The organism is Nocardia sp. CA-107356 (assembly GCF_050946365.1).
GTDB lineage: Bacteria > Actinomycetota > Actinomycetes > Mycobacteriales > Mycobacteriaceae > Nocardia.
In genome coordinates this window covers 5,234,767-5,255,713 of record NZ_CP191992.1, presented here as the reverse complement: position 1 = coordinate 5,255,713, position 20,947 = coordinate 5,234,767, and the positions used below count along the sequence as shown (strand labels likewise).

Genomic DNA, 20,947 nt, shown 5'->3' with positions numbered 1-20,947 from the left:
AGTTCCGCACGTCGCCTACTCGGTGAGTGATCAGGCTGATTCCGCCGACACGACGATGGTGGTCCAGCCACCCAGGTGGATGTGGTCGCCGCTCTGCAGTGGGACCGCCACCCTCGCCGGAATCAGGTCCTCGCTGCCATTGAGGCTGGTGCCGTTGGTGGAGCCGAGATCGGTAATGCTGATACCGGTGTCGGCGATGTGAATGGTTGCGTGAGCGCGTGAGACTCCGGCGTCGGCGGGGGCGATGCCCAGATCGATATCGGGTTGCAGGCCCTGGGAGACGCTGTGCTTGCCGATCAGGATGTCGGTGCCGCGCAGGGTGATTCGGCGCTCGGGATAGAACGCCGGAAATTCGACCTGATCGGCGTCGGGGCCCTTGCGGGCTTGCACCCGATCGAAGAATTCGCGATCCGCGGTAATGGTTGCGACCCACATGAGCGCTCCGGGCGCGGCGGCAACCTCTGTGACAGTGGCGATTTCGGTCGGCGCGAACTCCGGCGTCCGCGCCGCCGGAGTCGGCAGCGCCGAGTCATGTCCGCAGACTTCGCAGAATCGGCCGCTGCTCGGCGACCCACAGGACGGGCACAGCGCGGCGGCCACCGTCGGAGCGGGCGCCCCGATCGGCGAACCGCAGACATCGCAGTAGTCCGTCGCGACGGAGTGATGCCCGTCCGGACAGGTCGCAATCGCCATCAACCCTCCTTGCGTACCCGCGCCGTCTTGGTAGACCGTGCGTCCAAGGCCATTTCGTCGGCGGCCTCGACTTTGGCGCGCAACCGCACGGTGCCGTTGTGCTCGTCCACCTCGACCACACCGCGCAATAGTTTCGCCGTGCCCTCGTTCCCGGATTCGGCAGCCAACTGCACCGCACGCCGCAGCTTCGCCGTCGCGGTTTCCACATCGCCGTTCTTGCGCGCGCTCAACCCCTCCTGCACGACCTGTGCGAGTTCGGCCTGTCCGGTGTAATGCGCGACGCGCCTGCTGATTCGGGCCGAAAGCTCGGTCTCGGTGGTCCATACCGCACGAACCAGTCCCTGCCCGACCACCTGCTCACCCGCGACCACACTGATCCGCGCCGCGAGCTTCTCCCGCCCCGGCGCGGCGGGCTCGACCCGCACCTGTACGTGATAGTCGCGGTCTTCCGCACCCCAGGCCCCGAGCGGGTACTCCCCCAACTGCGCTCCGGCATCGGTGCGCCGCGTAGTCAGATCCTCGATCGTCGGCGCGACCTGTTTGACGAACCGGACATTCGCGCCCGCCGGTGTCCACACCCGCAGTGTCAATTCCGGAATCGCCTTGGCCATCGAGGTCTGCATCATGGCGGCGAAGTCGGCGGCCAGGTTGGCCGGATTCGCGACGATATCGACGGTGCCGTGCAGCGCCGAGGCGATGGTGCGCAATTCGTCCACCCGCCAGTCGGTTCCGACGCCGCGGCAATCGCAGGTGAATATCCCCTCGGATTGCTCGATCTCGGCGGCCAGCGCCGAGGGCTCCTCGTGTTCGTTCTTGCCGTCGGTGAGCAGGATGGCGTGCACCATCGCGTCGGGGTGCTTCTTGGCCAACTGCCGGGTGAGTCCGAGCCAGGTGCCCATGGCGGTGCCACCGTTGGGACGCAACTTGTCCAGCGCGCGGCGAGCCGCGGCCCTGGTGTCGCGGTTGGCCGGCACCGATGGTTTATCGCTCGGATAGATCAACCGCGCCATCGAGGTGCCCTCGATGATCGCGAACCGGGTGCCGTCTTTCAGCACATCGAGCGCGGCCAGGGTGGCCCGGCGCGCACCCTCGAACTTCTTGCCGGTAGCCATCGATCCGGAGCAGTCCATGATCAGCACTTCCAGCCGCTGCGGCGCCGGTCCGGCCGCCACGAAATCCGCGCCGGTCTCCACGGTCACCACCGCGTCCACCGTATCCGCGCCCTCGGCCAGATATTCGTTCTGGTCGATCGCTACCGAAATACCCTTATCCGCCAAGGAACTCACCGTGCTTCTCCTGCATCGACCGATGGCCCGATCGGCACCAATGCGACGGTGATGTTGTCGCTCCCCCCGGACCGAAGCGCGAATTCGATGAGGCCCCGCGCCGCCTCCCTACGCGGCATCCCCGTGACCATCCGCGCCAGCTCCGCCGGATCGGATACGTAGTTCCAGAGTCCGTCACTGCACAGCAGCAACACCCCGGGGCCGGTGGTGTGGAAGGTCTGCACACATCTGTCCGCCCATGGTTTGTCCTCGCTGTCGGCTCCGAGCCAGCGCAACAACGTATGCGCCCGCGGATCCCGCATCGCGGATTCCTCATCCATCGCGCCGGCGTCGACCAGTGCCTGTGCCCACGAATCGTCCACGCTCAGTCGCCGCGACGGCGCATTCCCGCCCGCAATCGGTTCGATGCCGTCACCGCGCAACCAATATGCCCGGCTGTCACCGACATTCACGACAGTGATCTCCACGCCGTCGCCCCCATATCCGCGCACGATGGCCGAAACGTAGGTGCACGACGGGGCGTGGCCATCGTGCACCGCGATATCGCGGACTGCCCGCGACGCCGCGGTGAGCCCGGCCATGACAACCGCTGTGCCGGACAGTGATTCGGCCAATGCGGTCAGGCAGGCATCGACACCAGCGCGTGCCGCAGCCCCCGAAGCCACCTGCGGATCCTCCGACGTGGAGACACCGTCGCTGACCGCGATCACCGTGGCGATGGGGCGCCCGTCCGCGTGCTCGATAACCGCGGCCGCGACCGCATCCTCATTGCGCGCGTGCGCGATACCGCGATCGGTCGCGACGTACAACGCGCCCAGATCGGCCTCGAACCGGTCCGGTTCCGGACGCAGCTGCCCGCAGCCGCGGCAGTAACCGTCGATGTCATAGCTGGTGCCGCCGCACCCCTCACAGTTGGGGGTCGCATCCGGATCCGAATGCGGCAGCGCGACCCGGCGCGCGCCGAGCTCTCGTCCGCACGCCTCGCAGAACCGGTCGGCCACCCCGACCCGCGCCCCGCATTCCGGGCATCGCGGTGACACCGCAGCTTTCGGTGCTGTCATAAGGTCGTCCTCGGCCGGATCGTATTGGCCCGATCCACCAGCTCGAATCGTGCCCACATGTCATCGGTTTCGCGAGCGAGGTCGCGATAGCAGCGCTCCAAACCGGTCCGTACTCCGTCCTGATCGAGGTTCGCGCCGAGCAGCGCTCCATGTGTTGTCGGTGTTTTGCCCGCGGACAACCACTTCAGCGCGGCATCGAGCACGCGCATCCGTACCTGTGCGCCACGGCTTTTCGAGTCGATGCGCAGGGCCTCGACCCGTCCGCCCGCATTTCGCAGGATCGGTTCGGACAGTTCGTCGGGGGTGCGATCGGCCAGCATTGTCTCCACAGCGGTGAGGCGAGCTTCGGTATAGAGCGCCGATGTCGCATCAACCTCGTCGAGGACGGTCACCGCGCCCTCGCGATCACCATCCGCGTTGCGGAGCCGGGCCAGGCCGAAAGCGGCGCTGACGAAGCTGTGATCGGTGCGCCAGACGGTGTCGTAATAGTGCGCGGCCTGCCGCTTGTCCGGTTGCGCGCCCGCCAACTCGGCGACGGCTGCCTCCGCCAACTTCGGTGCGGCCTCGCCGGGCAGCGCGGCGTATACGGCATCGAAATCGGCATAGGCGGCATCGAAACCGCCCGCGAGCAATTCGGCTTGGCCGCGATACCAGGCCAGCCGCCAGTCACCGGGCAGGGTGTCGGCCAGATCGTCGATACGGCGCAGTGCATCGGCCGGATCGCCTACGTCGAGCGCGGCGCGCACCAGCCGCAACGGAATCTCCACCGACGCACCGCGCGTCGTGAGCACCGACCGCAGCCCGGCCTCGAAGGCGTGCTCCAGTTCCGTTGGCGTGGTCCCGCCGGTGGTCGCCAGCAGTGCTGAACCGCTGTCGTTCGGATCGACCAGCGGAACCGGCAGTGCCGCAACAATACTGGCCGGTGTCGGGGCCTCTTGCACCCCGAAGACGCCGCGTGGCGGCCCGAAGTACGCCGACATTCCGGGACGCGGCACACCGTCATCGGTGCTCAGGACCTCGCGCAGTACTCCGGTCAGCTGATCGGCCATCTCCTCCATCGAGGAGAATCGCGCCTCGGGGTCCGCATCGGTCGCGCGTTCGATGAATCGATACAGCGAATCATATTGCGCCAGTAACGGTTCGGCGTCCGGCGTCGGCAGCGCGCCGAAATGTCCGCCCTGCTGTGGCACATTCATCATCAGCACCGCGAGTGTGCGGCCCACCGTGTATACCTCGGTCGCGACAGTCGGCCCGGTTTCGGAGATCTCCGGCGCCTGATAACCGATGGTTCCGTAGATGGGACTGTCCTGATCGTCCATGGCGATCACCGCGCCCATATCGATGAGTTTGAGCTGCTCATCGGTCTGCATCACGTTGTCGGGCTTGAAATCACAGTAGGCGAGGCCGAGCGAGTGCAGGTAGCCGAGCGCGGGCAGCATCTCCAGGATGTAGGCGATGGCCTGGGGTGGCGGCAGGTAGCTGCCGTCGCTGTCGCGGCGGGCGCGCAGAATCTGTTTGAGCGAGGTGCCGCCGACATACTCCATCACGATATAGCCGACCGCGACACCGTCGGCGCCTCGGTGCTCGACGAAGTTGTAGATCTTGACGATGCTGGGGTGCTCGACCTCGGCCAGGAACCGTTTCTCGGCGACCGCCGCCGCCATCGCGTCCAGATCGCCGGAATTCAGCAGGCCCTTGAGCACCACCCAGCGGCCGCCGACATTGCGGTCGGTGGCCAGATAGATCCAGCCGAGTCCGCCGTGGGCCAGACAGCCGACAACGTCGTACTGGCCGCCGACCAGATCACCCTTGCTGAGCTTCGGCGCGAAGGAGAACTGGGTGCCGCAGTTCGGACAGAAGCCCTCGGTGCGACCGGGTATCCCGTCGCGGCCGCGGCCGACGGGCCGTTCGCATGTGCCGCAGAACCGTTTTCCCTCGGCGACCTGAGGATCGGCCAGTACCGCGGTGGCCGGATCGATGCGCGGTATCCGCGGCACATCCACCATGCCGGCGCCGAGCCGACCGCGCGCACTGGACTTCGACGAAGACCGGCCGGTGCGCACCGAGCGCCCGGAGGCGCGGGTGCTGGCCGAGCGTGTCGACAGACTCGATGGTGCGGATATCGCCGGTGCAGTGCCGCACATGTCGCAGTACCCGCTGACGATCGTTCCGCCGCAGCCTGTCTCGGCGCACGTCTGCCCCTCGCCCGAACCCTGGTGCGCCACCGACGTTTCCGCTGCGGCCGTGGCAGGTGCCGTGCCGCAGGTATCGCAGTACCCGCCTACGATGGCTCCATCGCAACCGGGTTCGGTGCACGTTTGCCCCTCGCCCGAATTCATCTGCGCCACCGGCGTTTCCGCCGATACCGTGGTGGCCTCGGTGGGTGCCGTGCCGCAGACCACGCAGTATCCGTCTTCGATGGTGCCGCCGCATCCCGGCTCATTACAGGTCATCTTCCCCGCCCCGATTTCTCCCCGATGATCTGCTGGAAGTCGGCGACCGCCCGGGTGACGGCCGCGAGATCACATGGTCTGCGTGTGAGCAGGCCCGCCGCGATCTGATCGGCGGCCAGCACATCTCGGTCCTCGCCGACACCTAGTCGGGCCGCCTTCGCCCGATAGGCGGCCAGCCGCCCACGCAGTTCGACGCGTCGATCCAACAGCCCCTGGGCCAGTCCCTCGGCGGTGGCCGCACCGGCCGTCGCGTCGGCGATCCGGCCGCGCAAGCGCACCAGGTCCGCGGCCGCCGCAGGATGCGCCGCGAGCACATCCAATTGTGCGCCGAGCGCGGCGGAGTCGTCGGTGTGCACCGGCAGCGGGCCCGCCAGAATCTTCACTTCGACCTGCGCCCTGGCCGCCGCTGCCCGTGCTCGGGTGTCGCGCAAAACCGTTAGGCGCCTGCGTGTCTCGGCGATGGACCCGGCCCAATCCGCTGCCACCGCATCGAGTTCGGCCAGGATCGACGCCACCTGCCGCAACTCCCCCGACAACTCGGTGATACGCGCGTCGATCTCCGATACCGTCAGCGCGAGCGGATCGGTCGCCGAACGGCTCAACACTGCGGCGATGCCATCGCCGATCGCGCGCAGTTCGGTCGTCTCGCCCCCGGCGGCGCGCGCCTTGTCCACCATGTCCTGCAGCGGCGCGAGGCCCGACATCACCCGGGTGTTCACCGCATCGACCGCGTCGAAGAATTCGGCGATCTCCGGGAAGGTGGCCCGCATGCGATCAACGGTATCGGCGAGTCCGACGAATAGGACCTCTTCCGCGGGTCCGGTGAGCGAACGTTGCGCCATCGGTATCGGTCTGCGCGACGCCTCGTAGGGCAGCCCGCGCAAGAGCCGGGTGAGTTCGCCGCGTTCGCTGTCGTCGAGCCGAGTACGAGTGCCGCGCACCTTCTTCGCCGAATCCAGGATGCCCTCGAGGCGGCCGTAGTCCTCCCACATCAGCGCGAGTGCGGCGCGCACCGGCAGCCAGCGCTGTTCGGTCAGTCCGGCCGGCGGATAGCGCTGTAGCAGTGTGTGGCCCGGATGTTTGTCCAGTTCCAAGAGAGTGGCGGTGATGGCGTCGAGTTCGGTTGTGCGTGCGGCCAATTCACCGTCGATCTCGGCGAGTGTGAGTAGCTGCATGGTCGCCGTTCTCACTCTTTGTACCGGAGATCGGGTGGTCCCGGCGATGGTCCGAGCGCACTCAGTCTGCTGCTGTAGAGCTGCTGCCAGGTGCCGTCACTGCGGATGCGCTCGAGTACGCCGTTGACGAAGCGGACCAGATCCGGACTCCCCTGCGCGATGCCGACCGCATAGGCGCCGGTGCCGATCACCTCACCGACGATCTCCAGGTTCCGATCCTGGGCGACCAGACCGACCAGGATCGGATCGTCGGCGCTGATCGCGTCCACATGGCCCTGTTGCAACGCGGCCAGACAGTCGGTCCAGTTGGATGCACCGAGGACGATCGGCCGCTTCGGCAGGGTGAACAGCGGGCCGGGTGAAGTCGTGCCGCGAGTGACGCATACCCGCTTACCACCCAGATCAGCGCTGGTCCGGATGCCCGAGTTGCGGACGGCGAGAATACGTTGGGTCGCACGGTAATAGACACCGGAGAAGTCGACGTCGCGGCGCCGCTCACAGGTCGCCGAGAAGGTGCGCACGATCAGATCGACCTGCTTGTTCTGCAGGGCGGGTATCCGCTCGGCCGCGGTGACCGAACGCAATTCGATCTTGTCGGGGTCGCCGAACAGGGAGCGGGCGATCTCCCGCGCGATATCGATATCGAAGCCCTCGAGCTGTCCGGTGGCGGGGTTGCGGAAGCCGAACAGATAGGTGTTCTGATCCACGCCGACCCGCAGCTTGCCGCGAGCGACGATAGCCGCCATCGTCGAACCCTGCGGCATCGCACCGGGACTCGGCAGCGGACCGGGGCGCAAGCTGGCCTCGGCGTCGCAGTTGCCGTCGGATTCGGACTGCGGCGGTGTGGTGATCTCGGTGAGGTCGGGCTTCGGGTCGATCGCGGCCACGTCGGTGGACATCGGGGCCTTGATGCCGGAACCGCATGCGGTCACCAGCGCGCTCATCGAGACCAGTGCCGCGGCCACCATCAGCCGCGCGAAGTCGTGCCGTCGCCACCTCACAGGAACTCCTTCAGCCGTGGCCACAGCCCCGTGATGAGCGCGGCCGCCGCGCCGAACAACAGCACCAGCGTCCCCGCTGGAGCGAGCGTCAATGCCGCACCCGCCGAATCGACCCCGTCGCGCAACTCACTGCGTTCCTCGATGAGGTTGTCGTGCAACAGTTGATCGAGTTGGGCGAACCGCATCGCCGAAGATTCCGAACCGGTGCCGATGGCCTGCGCCACCGCCCCCGGATAGTTTGCCGCCTCATACGCTTCGCGCTGTTTTGCATGTCCGGCGGTCCAGCTGAGCACCCCCCGCGAGGCCGCGGAATCGGGTCCGGTCACGGTCGCCAACAGATCCGCCAGTTCGGTGGTGTGCTTGCGGTAATCGGTTTCGCTCGCGGTGATATCGCCCCGGGTGATCAACTCGAGGGTTTCGTCCGTGCGTGCCTGCTGGGCCAGGATCCGGGCCTGGGTCAAGGCTTCGAAGCGACTCGTCGCCCCTGATTTGCCGGTATCGAGTGCCGTCGCGGCGATGGTCGTCGCCGCGATCAGCCACAGCAGCGCGACGGCGGTCGCGCCCGCGCCGACTGCGAGACCGAGGTTCACCCGGCGATTCGTGCGGCGCAGCAGTACGAAAGTTCCTGCGCCACAACTGATGAGCACCAGCAGCAGCAACACAATGGTCGTCCACGGCAGTGCACCGATATCGTGCTGATCCTGCCGCAGCCCCGCCATGCGGTCCTTGCTGAGCCTTTCGGCGTTGGGCAGCAACGAATTCTGCATCAACAGCGATGCCTCGTGCAGATAGGACGAGCCGACCGGAAAGCCCTGTCGGTTGTTCGCCCGCGCCGTTTCGACCAGGCCGGTGTAGGCGGGCAGGTCGGCCGCGATCTTGGCGACGATCGTCCTGGTCTGCTGATCGGCGGCGCCGGTGGTCGCCTCCGAGAGCGCGGCTGCCGCCGCAGCGAGCGCCTGCTGGTATTTTCCGCGCACTTGCGGTGATTCGATGCCGCCGGACAGGAAGGCCGTGGCCGCCGACGCGTCCGCGGCCGACAGCGCGACGTACAGCGTCTGTGCGGCGTAGGCCAGCGGTTCGGTGCGCTCGAGCACCGTATCGCGGCGCGCGACCTTGCCGCTCAATTGATCGGCGGAGGTCGAACCCGCGAGCAGACACAACACCACGGATATGACGGCGACCGCGCCGATCGCACCCGGGGTCGTCCTGGCCAAGCGTCGGAACCACGCACCCCCGCTGCGCATGGTCGCCGGTAGGCGAATCTTCAACACCGTCCCCCTTCGTCTACCCGGCCGGTGTTCCGATCGCGATAGTACGGGAGGGAATTCGGGTTTGCCGCCCATCGCACCGGGGGCATCGAAATCGGAGGCTAATCCGACGCCACATCGAGCAGCGGTGCCAGGTTCGGCGTCCACCGCGGGTATTGAGCGAAGACATCGCTGAAGGACTTCGTCGGTTGGCCGAGCGGCAGGCCCGCTGACCTGTCGGCGTGCAGTTCGTGCTGCAGCGATTCGACCGAACGCACCAATCCGGTATGCAGACTGCGCTGTTCGAGTATCGCGCTGCGGCCGGTCACCCCGATGGCGCCGATGAACGTGCCATCGGCATCGCGCACCGCCGAGGCCACGCAACTCCACCCCACCGCGGTCTGCTCGCGCTCGTGTACGAAACCGGTATCGCGGGCCTCATCGAGCAGTGCCCGCAGTTTGCGCGGATCGGTGACCGAATACTGTGTCAGCGGCGCCCATCCCGTGGCGAGGATATGTTCGGCCTGTTCCTCGTGTGCGGCGATCTGCAGCCGACCCGCGGCGGTGAGAACCATGCTCGCGCCGAACGAGGCCAGGCTCGGCCAGTTCTGTCGCTTCATCACCGAGGCATAGTTGCGGCCGAACGCCGAGCCGTTGAGGGTCAGCTCGCCGCCGTACAGGCTTGCACACCACACGATTTCGCCGCGCGTGCGCAGATAGATTTCTTGGATGTAGGGCTGGGCGGTGACGACGAAACCGTGCTGCTGGGCCGCCCGCAGACCGTGGTAGATCAGCAGCGTGCCCGCGCGATAGCCCTCCCGGGTCAGCTCGAGCATGCCGCGTCGGACCAGATCGTTGGCGATCCGGCGGACGGTGGGTTTCGGAATGCCGGTGCGCCGGGTCAGGGTGGCCAGGCTGACCGGATCCCGGTAGTCGGCGACCGCCTCGATAATGGTGACGGCACGCCCGACCACGGTGTGATCATCGGGCATAGCGCACGTCCGAGGCGACCGGAGTGCAGCGGCGACACATCATGTCGACCTTCTGGGAATTCGGTACCGGCCGCGCGAAGAATCATACGCGGTAGCGATGAGTGTGCGACCGCGCTGCCGCCCTGTCAAACCGATATCTCGTTGGACGGCCGTTGGAAATTCGTTGGCCGGTGCCGTGAATGTCAGGGGGTCGGCGAAAGCGTACCGACGAGTGTTCGGTACCGCCCCCCAACGCACCCCTATTCCAACCCTCCAGCGTCGCACCCCGACGCGACCGTAATCAATGCACGCACAGCCAATTTCGCCGAACGTGTCACTCAGTGATACGGCGGTGATGTTTCCGCACCGGATTTGCCGGACGCTGATTCCACGTCCCGTCCACCGGGCTCGGCGAGCAGGAAAGTGAACCCAGTGAAGTACCTACTCACCGCCGTTCTCGCGGTGGTCGCGGCCCTCGCCGTCGTCCTCGTGATCGGCAGGTCGCATTTCGATATCCATATGCCGCAGGTCGATCAGGCTTCGAATCAGGATCAGCCCAGCGGCAAGAGCACCGGATCGTCGGGTGGCAGCGGCGATTCGAGTGGGACGAGCAATTCCGGTTCCACTGGGCCCACCGGACCGACCGGTCCCACCGGGAAACCGGAGCAGACCAAGAAGCACACCGTCGTCTTCGACGTCACCGGCAGCGGCAAGGTCCGCGACCTCAGCTGGGGCGACGGCTCGAGCAGCTACCTCGGCGCGGGCAGTACGACACTGCCGTACTCGCACACCCTGGTCAGTAACAGGACCGGTGGTTTCGTCGTCTACGTCGAGGGCACGCCCGATCCCGCCGGTGCGGCCCACTGCAAGATCACCGTCGACGGCAAGGTCGTCGCCGATCAACAGTCCACCGCCCGCGGAATGTCCTGCCGCGCAGAAATTTCCAATTAGCCGGAGGTCAGGAATGCGTGAGGATACTCGTTTCAAACTCACCCAGGCGGGAGTGAGCGCCAGCCGGGTGTTCCCGTTCTATGTCGTCTGCGATGTCTCTCGGTCGATGTGGGATCCCGCGTGGACCAACCAGAAGATCACGCCATTGGAGACGGTGGAACAGGCGCTCCCGGATATGCTCAATGTGCTGGAAGAGGATCCGACCACCTATGACACCGCGCATCTTTCGGTCGTCGCCTTCGGTGATTCCGCCGTCGCGGTGCTGCCACTGACCCCACTGCGCATCGACCCCTCCATTCCGGCCCTGCCGCGGCAGGGCGCAACCGATTACGCGGACGTATTCCGTTATCTGGATCGGCAATTGCGTGCCGACCACAAGCGTTTCGCCAGTGCCCGCCTGGACACCTACACCCCGGTGATCTTCTTTCTCACCGACGGAAATCCCCAGGTGCGTGGCCAGTTCCAGCCCGAGGAGGTCTGGGTTCCGGTGCGCGCCGGACTGGAAGCCTCCGGCCATCCGTTCCGCCCGGTGGTGGTGGCCTTGGGTATCGGCGATGTGCGTGAGGAGACGGTGCGGCAGTTGCGTTCACGCAATCCGGTCGGCGTCGCATGTGTCGCTGAAGGCAGTGTGGCGCCAGGAGATCTGTTGCGCGCCATCATCAACAGCATCAAGTTCTCGATCAGCAGCAGTGTCGGCCAGGGGCGGTTCCTGTTCCGCACCCCCCTCGGCATGCGGGAACTGGACTGAATACCCATGATGCTGACTACATTTCGTCGCCGACCTATCCTGATCGTGGCCGGGATCGCCCTGCTGGGCACCTTGCTGTCCATCATCGCGCAACTGCTGGCCGACAGTGGGCCCGACAGCTGGACCACCACCGCCGTCGCCCAGCGGGTATCCGACGAAGTCTCGGGATGCCCGACCGCACCGCCGAGTGAGCCGGAAAACGTTGTCGCCGTCGTGAAGTCGCCGGTGCGCGCGCAGCTGGTCAATACCTCCGGGAACACCTGTGCGCTGATCTCGGGTCTGCCCATCACCCTGCCCCAGGACAGTAAGTTGCCCAAGCCGGGGTCGGGCCCGGTCCTGCTGCGCGATATCGATGGCCATGAGGTCAGCGCCCGGCCCTCCGGCAAGGCCGGTGATGTGCTGCTGGTCTCGATCGCCGATCCCGCGCCGGTGCGCTCCGAATTGTGGTGGCTGCCAACAACTCTGATGTGTTTGCTCACCGCGGCGGCGACCGGAGCGGCCGTGGTGCTCGTCGGACCCACTCCTGCAACGACGCCTGTTCCGCCGATTGCCGATCGTCGAGAACCCGAACGCCGCGAGCTTCCCGACCGGGCCGAAGCCGTTCGGCCGGTAGAGCTCCCCGCATTGACCACCTCCGGTGTGAGCGGACTCGCGGTCGACCGCGGCCGCAGCGGCCGCTACGACGTATATGCCGCAACGCAGGTGGGACTTTCGCATGCCAAGGACGGCCATGCCCGCGAAGACGCCTACGCCATCGGCGGCGATCCGGCCCACGGCTGGGTATATCTGGCGGTCGCCGACGGGCTCGGCTCGGCCGCCAATTCCCATGCCGCCGCACAGCGCGCGACTCGGGCCTGCTTGACGCTGCTGCATCACTACGCGGGCTCGCTCGATCGCGTCGGCTATCCGTCCACCTGGGAACCACTGGCAGCGGAGATCACCGCGAAGGTCGCCGCACAACTCGAGGCGGGCGCCGTCGACGAACTGGCCGCGCTGATCGACTATCGCAGCCCGCACGGCGCGGGCAATAACAAGCGCACATCGATCCCGGCCTGCACCTTGGCCTTTGCCGCGCTCGGCCCGGTATCGGCGGACGGCTACCCGCTGGCCTGGGCCACCGTCGGTGATTGCGATCTGCTGCTGGTGGATCTGGATTCCGGTGCGACCAAATGGCTGACCCAGCACACGACCAAGCACGGGATGATCAGCAATGTCACGCCGTCGCTACCGCGCGACGCCGATCGGGTGATCGCCGGGTTCACCTTCGTCCCGGCGAATCTGATGGTGGTGCTGGCCAGCGACGGGATGGCGGATGCGATCCGGCTGGTGCCCGAACAGTTCGCGACACTGCTGCCGCAGATCGCCGGGCCACGCCCGGCCGAGCACGTCTTCGGTCAGCTGGTCGGATTCGACCTGCCGGGCCTGCACGACGATCGCACCATCGTCGCGGCCTGGCCGACACGTGGGCGCGGGTCCGCCCGGGAAATACGATAGGTGGGGGGAATGACAATGCCGGGGTGGTCGGCGGACGGCCGCAGTGAATACCGCGTGGGCGAACTGCGCGTCATGGGTGACTTCCCGTTGGGCGAGGGCGGCTCCGCGCAGGTATGGCGGTGCACGACACCGGATCAGGTATCGGTGGCGTTCAAACGCTATGACCGGGATACGGTTCAGCAATTGCAGCCCGGGGTGCTGCGCGAGTTGGTCGGCTGGCCACACCGGCTGGACCAGGACGATCGCAAACGACTGCTGGAACTGTGCGCGTGGCCGCATGCGGTGGTCGTCGAAAACCGCACTGTCGTAGGCATTCTCATGCCGTTGGCCCCGCGCGAATTCTTCTTCGATACCAGTAGCGGACCGCAACCCCGCGCATTCACCAGGGTCGCGGTGCGGGTGCCGGACGCGCAGAAGCGCGGACACACCTATTTCGACTTCCCGCACAAGATCGCCCGGCTCGGCCAATTGCTGGTGGATCTGCAGTTCCTGCACGATAACGACATCGTCGTCGGGGACCTACAGCCCAACAACATCCTGACCACCGACGCGCGCCCCGTCGACGGCGTCGTCTCGGCGCACAACTACTTCCTGGACTGCGATTCGTTCATCATCGCGGGCCGCGCGGCGACCCCGCGACTGGACCCGCTGCCCTGGCGGCCGCCGTATCCGGTAGAGCAGTTCACCGCTACCACCGATATGTTCAAATTCGCGCTGCTGATGATCCGCTGCCTCGCTGAGAATCTGGCCGCGAATCAACTGGACTACCGCCAGTACACCCAATTGCTGCCGACCGGGGATTTCCAGAAGATCGACCGGCTGCTCACCACGCCCCAGCCCGATCTGACATCCGCCGACCTACGGGCGCTCGCACTGGCCTGGCAGTCAGTCGTGCGGCCGGACGGCCGGGTATATCGGCGCACCGACTTCGCGTTGCGTGAACCGTGGAACGAACACACCCGCGCCGCGCACTTCGCCGAATTCGCCGCAGCCGCGCCGACGGGCAGTCCATCGGCGCAAGGCATTTCGCCCGGCGTGGTGGTCGCGGTCATCGCGGTAGTCATCGTCCTACTCACCATCATTATCGCCCTCGCCTGATCAGGAACGCCCGATGCCGGAATCCGAACCCGCACTCCTGCTCACTACCGGAGCGACCCGCCACCGAATCTCCGGACGCACCCATTCCCTCGGTTCCGGCCGCGGCGCCGATATCTCGGTCAGCGACGAAGGCCCTGCCGGACAATGGCTTCGCTTCCGGTACGTCAACGGGTGGGCCATCCGAGCCGTCGATCCGGTGATCGAGGCGACCCTCGACGATGCGCCGATCGCCACTCGCGCTTGGACGCCGATCGACGGTTCGGGCGCGCACGACCTCCGGATCGCGGTGCGCGGGCGGAGGTTCCGCATCGTCATCGCGTATGCGGACGGCAATGGAAACAAAACGCCGCCGACGGTTGTCGGTGCGTCGGGTCGGACACCGGATCCGTCTATCGACCCGCGCGCATCGCAAACCCCGCCGCGACCGCGACACCAACAGTCGTCCCCGCCCACCACGGTCCCACCGGCGGCAGACCCTACGCCGGTCGATCCGGCCGCAGCTGCGCCGACACCAGCCGCGATGCAGACCCCTCCGCGACGTCAACATGCACATCCGAACCGGCCGGCCGCCGCCCCTTCGAGAGCGCGTGCAGTAGCCGACCCAACGCTGATCGATGAGCCCGCACAGGCATCGCCTGTCGGCCCCGCGGCCCAGCACAGTCCCCCGCTACCTGGTCCCGCATCGCGACTACATGTCCCACCATCGGCCCGGCCCGGATCCTGGTCGGTTCCGAGCGATCGGCCCCTCGCAATCGGACGTGAGGGTGGTGCCGCCGAAATCGCTTTGCCCGGATTGGATTTGGCGCACAGGCATGCGACAGTGCGCTGGACCGGGCGCGCTATCGAGGTGCGCGGGCTCGCCACGAATGCGCGGCCATTCGTCGACGGCAAACCCGTACTGCACGCCCGGCTGCGGGTGGGTGAGCAATTCATGGTGGCGCACCACACTTTTGAAGTGTCGGGGCCCGCCCAGCTCTCGCTGGTGCCCGTCGCTGTAATCGCGCGTGAGCCGCTGCTGCGATTCGACGGGGTCAGCCTGCGCTACCAGGGGCGCACCGAACCCACATTGCGCGATCTGACCTTCGAACTGGGTCGCGGCGAGGTCCTGGCCGTCATCGGACCGTCCGGGGCCGGGAAGTCCACCATGTGTGCGGGTCTGCTCGGCGAGGTCGCGCTCGCCGCCGGATCGCTGCGGCTCGGCCAGGTCGACCTCGTCGCCTCCCGCATGCAGGCCAGTCACCTCGTTTCCTTTGTGCCCCAGCAGCCGGCCATGTACGGCGATCTCGCGGTGCGCGATGCCCTGCTGTGGGTGGCCGGTCTGCGCACGGCCAGCGATACCAGCCGGACCGAGCGGTCGGCCCGGGTCGACACCGTGCTCGCCGAGATGGAGCTGGGCGGTGAGGTGAACAAGCGGATCGACACACTGTCCGGCGGTCAGCGCAAGCGCGTCTCGACCGCGATGGAACTGCTCAGCGATCCGCAGCTGCTCGTGCTCGACGAACCGACCTCCGGACTCGACGAGGGATTGGACCGCGCGATGATGCAGCGGTTGCGCGTGGTCGCCGAAACCGGCTGTGCGGTCATCGTTGTCACACATTCGATGGTCAATGTCGACTGCGCCGACAAGGTGCTCGCGGTGACCGGCCGCGGGCGGCCCGGATTCTTCGGATCGCCCCGGGAACTGCTGCGCGCCTTCGAGGTCGACAGTTACGCCGAGGTGATGGACCGGTTGCGCGCCGACCACCGAGCCGGGCAGCCGTCGACGCCCTCGACCCCGCAACCCGACGACCGGGCGGTCGCCACGCCGATGCGCGGTTCTGTGCATCGGCATCTGCCGCGCCTCATCGGTCGGGAATGGGCCAGGCAGCGCAATGGATTCCGTACGCTCGCACTGGGTTCGGCGGCCGGCATCGGCTTGACCACGTTGCTCGCCGCGGCCGCTTCCGACACCGGGCTCAGCGGTGATCCGCGCGCGATGAGTTCGGTCATGATCGCCTTGATCGTCTGTCTCACCTTCTTCTCGATGGCGCAGTCCTTCGCCGCCATCGTGGACGATCGTGTCGTCATCGAACGCGAAGCGCGCTGGGGCATTTCGGCGGCGTCGGTGGTGCTGGCGCGCGCGATCACGTGTACCCCGCTCGCGGTCCTGCTCGGCGTGGCATCGATCATCGGATACCAGGGCATGAAGTCCGGGCCCGGCGATCCGGTGCTTCCGGAGCCCTACGGTCTGCTGCTCTTCGGGACCACACTGCCGCTGGCCGCGATGGCGCTCGGACTGCTGGTGTCGGCATGTTCGAAATCGTTGCGGCAGGCGGTTTTCGTGCTCATGGGTGTGCTGGCGTTGCAGGTGGTGATGACCGGGCTCGCTCCGCCGTTCGAGGGTACGCCCGGTCGGGTACTGAAGATGTTCGCCTATGCCGCACCGTCGCGGTGGGCATCCGCCGGGCTGGGTGCCGATATCGGACTAACGGTGCCCGACCCGAATACGAATCCGTTCAAAGATTTGATCTGGACCCATGATCTGCGACATGTCTCGACGGCCGCGGCGGTACTGGTCGTCATCGCCGTCGTCGCCATCGCAGTGACCATTCGTGTGCTACGGCGACAGCTGCTGGCCCTGAAGTAGGAGCTGCGTATGACATCACGAACTCGCTCGTTGCTGATCATCCTGGCCCTGGTGAGTTTCGGCGCGGCAGGATGTTCCTCCCCCGCGCCGCACGGGGTTCAGGAGCAGCCACCGGAACCGGGCGCACCACATGTGGCGACCGCTCGGGCGGGACGGATTCCGAGCGGGACCATCACCCTGAAAACCAACCGACAGGTCACCTTCGAACCGAATTCCCTGCGGTACTGCACCACCAACGGGGCCGGATTCAAGTTGAGCACCGGAGAAACCGTATGGCTCAGCGGAATCGCATCCCTGGAATTCGGACCGCAAGAAGGTGCGGAGCTGCAGGTGACCTACCGGCCGTGGGGCGCGAAAGGTTCGATCGCGCAGATCTTTCCAGGTCCCGATTCATCGAATAGCCAACCCGCTACCGGTCGAATGTCGGCGGTATGCCAATTCTTCAAGGCGAACGGCGGAGAGCGGTATCTGCCGGGTGAGCTGACGAGTATCATCTTCAACCAGGAGACCGAACCGCAGAACTGATATCGGCGATAAAGTCCTGGCGAATCATCGGGACGTCAGCGCGACCACAATCATGACGATCGATATCGCGAGGGAAATCCAGCCGAGCCGAAGCGACCGCGCGGCCGACAATGGCGGCGCGATGAATGCCCGTCGCGCGTAAACCCGTTCGCGAATACCGCGAACGATCGCGATCGGGCCGAGCACGAGGCCGAATCCGAACAGCGACAACACAATTAATGTTACGGCGACCCAGGTGCGAGCGATCGGATCGGATGCGGCGACGGGTGCGGGCGGCATCGCCGCGACGATGGGCTGACGTTGCGGAGTAACCACGTTGTTGCGCGAAACCGGGGCACTCGGTAGCGAGGTATCGCGACAGGGTTGTGGGTCAGCGGACCACGGGCGCGGCTCGTCAGGCGTGAGACGCTCGGTGGCCTCATCCGGCTCGGACAGGACAACTTCGTCCGGCACCGAGGACGCGACGTCTGCTGGCTCGGGCACGGTGGCTTCGCCCGACTCGGACACCCCGACCTCACCAGCCGAGGGTGCCATCACCGTCTTGCGCCGCCCGCTCTGCTCGTCTCTGGCTTGTGCCGCAAGGAATTCCACCAGCGCACCGGCCGTCGGCCGGGCGTCAGGGTCCTTGTTCATCGCGGCCACGACCATGCGCCGGTACCGACCCGGCACACCGGTCAGATCGGGATCGTCCCGAATTATCCGTGCTATCACCGCCGCCTGGCTGTCCGCGTGGAATGGTGGCCGACCGGTTGCCGCGAAGGCGACCAGCGCACCCCACGCAAAGATGTCGGCGGGCGGGCCGACCTCCTGGTTGCCGAGCATTTCCGGTGGCATCCAGGCCAGTGTCCCGATGATGCGGCCGGGCTCGGTGAGTCGGGTGGCATCGGTGATTCGAGCGATACCGAAATCGATGACCCGCGGCCCGTCCCACGACAGAATGATGTTGTCCGGCTTCAAATCCCGATGAGTGACATCCGCGCCGTGGATGCACTCGAGCGCCTCCGCAAGCCCGCTCGCGAAATCGTATAGCTGTGCTGCCGACATCGCGCCGTGGTCCCGAATCGCATCCGCCATCGATTCCCCGGATACGAAGGAATTCGCCAGCCAGGGTCGCTCGGCATCGATATCGGCGGCCACCACCTCCGCGATGCGCCGCCCGTGCACGCGCTGGGCGGCCGTGACCTCTTGCCGGAATCTGGCCCGGAATTCTGGATCTCGCGCTAATTCCACATGCGGCATCTTTATCGCGACAACGCTGCCGTCCGGTCCGAAACCCTGAAAGACGATGCCCATTCCGCCCGCACCCAGGCGTCCGTGTAACACGAACGGACCGATAGCCGTCGGATCATCCGGCAACAATGGTCTCAGCATTCTCCCTCGCCGATCACGCTGAGCTGTCGTGGTTTTCGGAGTTTAGCACTCCGCGCCGATATTTTCCGACCGCGTTGGTGAGCCGTTGGAGTTTCATTGGTCGCCGCCAGGAATCTCATGGGCATGACCCCGACGACGAACCCGATCCGCCGCCCCGCCGCAGCCGTACTGGCCGCCATCGCGGGCCTGACGATCGCGGCTCTCCCCGTGACACACCTGCCCGCCGCCACCGCGGCGCCGACCGCCAACTGCACACACGCCGACGATCCCGTACTCCCGCCGGACAAGGCGCCGACGGCCAACTCCGGCTCCCGCAACCGCCTGCGCGACCTGTTCCCCGACCTCGCCTACCGCCACGAGATCGAGAAGGCAGTCCTGTGCCTGACGAACTTCGAACGCACCCAACGCGGTCTGCCCGAACTCGAATGGAATATGCAACTCGTCGACTCCGCCGAAAAGTACGGCATCGAGGCAGATCGCCTGAATTGGTGGACCGGCAGCACTCGCGCGGAAACCGTGAAGTGGCACATCCATCCCGAATCCCCCCGCACCTCCGCCGACGACGAACAGGAGGCTCCGATCCAAATCGGCAAACGCATCGCCGCCGCCCAACCCTGCGCCCCCGGCAAAACCCTGGTGTTCTGGGCCGAGAACACAGCCTGGGGCACCGGCAACCACTCCACCGCCCGAGTCACCGTCGACGCCTGGATGCACAGCGACCACCACCGAGACAACATCCTCAACAAAGACGCCACCCTCCTGGGCCCCGGGGTCGTCTACGGCTTCGCCCAACCCGGTACAGCACCTGACCAGGCAGGTCTCTACGTCCAGCACTTCGCATCCTGCAAGTGATCCAACCCGACCGACGGTGCCGGAGCCGATCGTCATCGACTGCTCCGGCTATATCCGACGGCTCGTCCTGGGCGTTGGCGACGGCGTGCTTTTGGCCGGAATCCATCGCTACCGATCCAGCGACCACGATGTGGATCCCGGCCAAAAGCACGCCGGGAGGACAGGGTTGGTGCGCCGAGTCCCGGTGCAGTACTAGGCGGTGGGATCCGCGCAAACCTCGGCCAATGCCTGGAAGGACTTCTTCGGTTCCAGGCTGCCGTCGGGCATGACCTTGTTGACCCCGAAGGCGGCCAGGTCGAGATCGAAGCGCGGGTCCGGGTTGTGCGGGTAGGTCCAGCTGGCAAAGGTGAACCAGAACGCGGTATCCACGCCCTCGTCCGCGGCGACCCGGAAGACGTCGCGCAGGTAACGGACCTGCTCATCCTCATCGCGGATGTACTCGCCCCGGATGCTGGGCGGATCGGTGTCGAAATCGGCAATCTCCCAGCCGAGTCCACCGCGCGGCGCCGCGCCCCGGTATGTGCAGCAACCGAATTCGGTGATCGCGACCGGCTTTCCATGCCGCAGGTATCCCCGTAGGCCCGGCCGGAACTCGGGGTGGTCGGGCTCGCCGTAGGCGTCGACACCGACGATGTCGAAGGGGGCCCAATCGATGGTCTCCCATGTTCCGGAGGCGTAGGTGAGCCTGCCGTCGAACCGCTTTCGCGCTGCCGCCGCGGTCTCGGCCAGCACCGCGTTCACCCGGCCGGAGGCCTCGGTGAGCCCGGCCAGGACCTCGGCATCGCCCTTCATTATGTTCTCGAGCCGGGCGAAGGTATCGGCGCCGGGGAGGAATCCGGTGTCGAACACCGTCATCTCACAACCGGCGACAAAGACTTGTGCGCCAACGGCTTTGGCGCGATCAGCGCAGTCGGCGAAGTACGGCACCAGCTCATCGCCGTTCAGCTCGCACGGGAACGGCGAGAACCAGACCTCGAGGCCGACATCGACAGCGTGCCGGGCGGCGGTCATGAGCCGCTCGGGATCACCGCCGCTGATCCGAACCGCATCGCACTGCAGCTCATCGGCGATACTGCGGATCTCTCGCCGCGCGATGTCGGGGTCGAAATCGGGCCGAGTGCTCTGCCCGCCGGGGGCAAAGCCGACGTCGTAGGTGATGCCCTTGGCCCGCATGCGCCTTTCGGTCATGGGATACCTTTCTGCTCAACCAACTTCGGAGAATCACCGGGTATCGCGGTCCGGGCTCCCGGGCTAGAACGTTAGGTATCCGCCGAATAGCCAGCAACTGAACCCTCGCCACATTCGCGATATAAGAGCAGTTCAGTGCCGGGATTTGCAGTTGCAATGACACTGCCGGTTAATGCACGCCAGCGGGTGCTATGTTGCAATGGCTCG

General features: G+C 66.4%; 18 protein-coding genes. 8 read left to right on the top strand and 10 right to left on the bottom strand.

Annotated elements, in window-relative coordinates; all coding sequences use genetic code 11:
• Positions 1–30: 30 nt before the first annotated feature.
• From ACQP1G_RS23635 to ACQP1G_RS23620, 4 genes are read right to left on the bottom strand one after another with little or no spacing between them, the layout of a single operon-like run.
• Complete coding sequence (locus tag ACQP1G_RS23635) at positions 31–693, bottom strand: FHA domain-containing protein (RefSeq protein WP_433191734.1); 663 nt, start codon at positions 691–693, stop codon at positions 31–33.
• On the bottom strand, positions 693–1,979 hold the full coding sequence (locus ACQP1G_RS23630) for a vWA domain-containing protein (protein WP_433191733.1): 1,287 nt from the start codon (positions 1,977–1,979) through the stop codon (positions 693–695). Before ACQP1G_RS23630 ends, ACQP1G_RS23635 begins: the two co-directional genes overlap by 1 nt.
• Positions 1,976–3,040 carry a phosphatase gene (locus tag ACQP1G_RS23625; RefSeq protein WP_433191731.1) on the bottom strand — a complete coding sequence of 355 codons (1,065 nt, stop codon included), beginning with the start codon at positions 3,038–3,040 and terminating at the stop codon, positions 1,976–1,978. Before ACQP1G_RS23625 ends, ACQP1G_RS23630 begins: the two co-directional genes overlap by 4 nt.
• A complete protein-coding gene (locus tag ACQP1G_RS23620; protein ID WP_433191730.1) occupies positions 3,037–5,046 on the bottom strand; it encodes a tetratricopeptide repeat protein in 2,010 nt (669 codons plus the stop codon). The genes ACQP1G_RS23625 and ACQP1G_RS23620 overlap by 4 nt, the downstream gene beginning before the upstream one ends.
• Here ACQP1G_RS23620 and ACQP1G_RS23615 point away from each other — a divergent pair.
• Positions 5,045–5,521 carry a hypothetical protein gene (locus tag ACQP1G_RS23615; RefSeq protein ID WP_433191728.1) on the top strand — a complete coding sequence of 159 codons (477 nt, stop codon included), beginning with the start codon at positions 5,045–5,047 and terminating at the stop codon, positions 5,519–5,521. The two genes, ACQP1G_RS23620 and ACQP1G_RS23615, sit on opposite strands and share 2 nt — an antisense overlap.
• Here ACQP1G_RS23615 and ACQP1G_RS23610 read toward each other — a convergent pair.
• The 4 genes from ACQP1G_RS23610 to ACQP1G_RS23595 all read right to left on the bottom strand — a co-directional run bounded on the left by ACQP1G_RS23610 (position 5,490) and on the right by ACQP1G_RS23595 (position 9,908).
• Positions 5,490–6,683 carry a hypothetical protein gene (locus ACQP1G_RS23610; protein ID WP_433191727.1) on the bottom strand — a complete coding sequence of 398 codons (1,194 nt, stop codon included), beginning with the start codon at positions 6,681–6,683 and terminating at the stop codon, positions 5,490–5,492. The genes ACQP1G_RS23615 and ACQP1G_RS23610 overlap by 32 nt on opposite strands.
• On the bottom strand, positions 6,680–7,669 hold the full coding sequence (locus ACQP1G_RS23605; protein ID WP_433191726.1) for a glutamate ABC transporter substrate-binding protein: 990 nt from the start codon (positions 7,667–7,669) through the stop codon (positions 6,680–6,682). Before ACQP1G_RS23605 ends, ACQP1G_RS23610 begins: the two co-directional genes overlap by 4 nt.
• A complete protein-coding gene (locus ACQP1G_RS23600) occupies positions 7,666–8,940 on the bottom strand; it encodes a hypothetical protein (RefSeq protein ID WP_433191725.1) in 1,275 nt (424 codons plus the stop codon). Before ACQP1G_RS23600 ends, ACQP1G_RS23605 begins: the two co-directional genes overlap by 4 nt.
• 98 nt (positions 8,941–9,038) lie before the next feature.
• Complete coding sequence (locus tag ACQP1G_RS23595) at positions 9,039–9,908, bottom strand: IclR family transcriptional regulator (RefSeq protein WP_433191724.1); 870 nt, start codon at positions 9,906–9,908, stop codon at positions 9,039–9,041.
• 411 nt (positions 9,909–10,319) lie between these two features.
• Here ACQP1G_RS23595 and ACQP1G_RS23590 point away from each other — a divergent pair, with 411 nt between their 5' ends.
• The 6 genes from ACQP1G_RS23590 to ACQP1G_RS23565 are packed head-to-tail and all read left to right on the top strand — an operon-like array spanning position 10,320 to position 17,329.
• Positions 10,320–10,838: a hypothetical protein gene (locus ACQP1G_RS23590; RefSeq protein WP_433191723.1), complete on the top strand. Its 519-nt coding sequence runs from the start codon at positions 10,320–10,322 to the stop codon at positions 10,836–10,838.
• Between the two features lie 13 nt (positions 10,839–10,851).
• The gene (locus ACQP1G_RS23585; protein ID WP_433191722.1) at positions 10,852–11,586 is read left to right on the top strand and encodes a vWA domain-containing protein; all 735 of its coding nucleotides are present in this window, start codon (positions 10,852–10,854) and stop codon (positions 11,584–11,586) included.
• A gap of 6 nt (positions 11,587–11,592) precedes the next feature.
• Positions 11,593–13,080, top strand: coding sequence for a protein phosphatase 2C domain-containing protein (locus ACQP1G_RS23580; RefSeq protein ID WP_433191721.1), 1,488 nt, complete (start codon positions 11,593–11,595; stop codon positions 13,078–13,080).
• A 9-nt stretch (positions 13,081–13,089) separates the two neighbouring features.
• The gene (locus ACQP1G_RS23575; RefSeq protein ID WP_433191720.1) at positions 13,090–14,178 is read left to right on the top strand and encodes a hypothetical protein; all 1,089 of its coding nucleotides are present in this window, start codon (positions 13,090–13,092) and stop codon (positions 14,176–14,178) included.
• Between the two features lie 13 nt (positions 14,179–14,191).
• Complete coding sequence (locus ACQP1G_RS23570; RefSeq protein ID WP_433191719.1) at positions 14,192–16,804, top strand: ATP-binding cassette domain-containing protein; 2,613 nt, start codon at positions 14,192–14,194, stop codon at positions 16,802–16,804.
• 9 nt (positions 16,805–16,813) lie between these two features.
• Entirely contained in the window at positions 16,814–17,329 is a 516-nt protein-coding gene (locus tag ACQP1G_RS23565; RefSeq protein ID WP_433191718.1) for a hypothetical protein, read from the top strand.
• A 24-nt stretch (positions 17,330–17,353) separates the two neighbouring features.
• On the opposite strand, the gene ACQP1G_RS23560 is transcribed toward ACQP1G_RS23565, so the two are convergent.
• Positions 17,354–18,700: a serine/threonine-protein kinase gene (locus ACQP1G_RS23560; RefSeq protein WP_433191717.1), complete on the bottom strand. Its 1,347-nt coding sequence runs from the start codon at positions 18,698–18,700 to the stop codon at positions 17,354–17,356.
• A 123-nt stretch (positions 18,701–18,823) separates the two neighbouring features.
• Here ACQP1G_RS23560 and ACQP1G_RS23555 point away from each other — a divergent pair, with 123 nt between their 5' ends.
• Positions 18,824–19,552: a CAP domain-containing protein gene (locus ACQP1G_RS23555; protein ID WP_433191716.1), complete on the top strand. Its 729-nt coding sequence runs from the start codon at positions 18,824–18,826 to the stop codon at positions 19,550–19,552.
• A 192-nt stretch (positions 19,553–19,744) separates the two neighbouring features.
• Here the strand turns inward: ACQP1G_RS23555 and ACQP1G_RS23550 are convergent, their stop codons facing one another.
• Positions 19,745–20,740, bottom strand: a complete 996-nt coding sequence (locus tag ACQP1G_RS23550) for a hypothetical protein (RefSeq protein WP_433191715.1) — start codon at positions 20,738–20,740, stop codon at positions 19,745–19,747.
• Positions 20,741–20,947 lie beyond the last annotated feature (207 nt).